Source organism: Ruminococcus sp. AF37-20, assembly GCF_003460465.1.
Lineage (GTDB): Bacteria > Bacillota > Clostridia > Oscillospirales > Ruminococcaceae > Hominimerdicola > Hominimerdicola aceti.
On record NZ_QTVE01000059.1, the window covers coordinates 1 to 510 of the forward strand.

4 tRNA genes are annotated in these 510 nt (G+C 51.8%); all 4 read left to right on the forward strand.

Features of this window, described 5'->3' with window-relative positions:
• Window positions 1-49: 49 nt before the first annotated feature.
• Window positions 50-125: transfer RNA gene (locus DW015_RS13260), tRNA-Lys, on the forward strand.
• Between the two features lie 73 nt (window positions 126-198).
• Window positions 199-273 (forward strand) — tRNA-Glu (locus DW015_RS13265).
• A 71-nt stretch (window positions 274-344) separates the two neighbouring features.
• A tRNA-Ile gene (locus DW015_RS13270) sits at window positions 345-421 on the forward strand.
• A gap of 13 nt (window positions 422-434) precedes the next feature.
• Window positions 435-510, forward strand: a tRNA-Trp gene (locus tag DW015_RS13275).

A 510-nucleotide genomic window follows, 5' to 3' on the forward strand; every position in this document is an offset into this window, starting at 1 on the left:
ATACTTGGATGGTAACGTCCCGGTAAGATAGGGTGCTGCCGACACCTATGCACCATTAGCTCAGATGGTAGAGCAACTGACTCTTAATCAGTGGGTCCTGGGTTCGAGTCCCCGATGGTGCACCAAATTTCCCGTAACGGGCAGATATATTTTTGCTCGCTGCGGTTTTTCTTTAGATGCTGCAGCTCAGCATTATATGGCCCGTTGGTCAAGCGGTTAAGACTCCGGCCTCTCACGCCGGCATCGGGAGTTCGATTCTCCCACGGGTCACCAATATTTCCTCTCGCTTGCGTGAGGTCGTTATGCAAGCTTCTCAAAAAGCTTGCTATTTTTTTGCTCTATGTGGACCATTAGCTCAGTTGGTTAGAGCAACCGGCTCATAACCGGTGGGTCCGGGGTTCGAGTCCCTGATGGTCCACCACATTTTTTTATCTAGGGGTATAGCTCAGTTGGTAGAGCAGCGGTCTCCAAAACCGCGTGCCGAGGGTTCGAATCCTTCTGCCCCTGCCA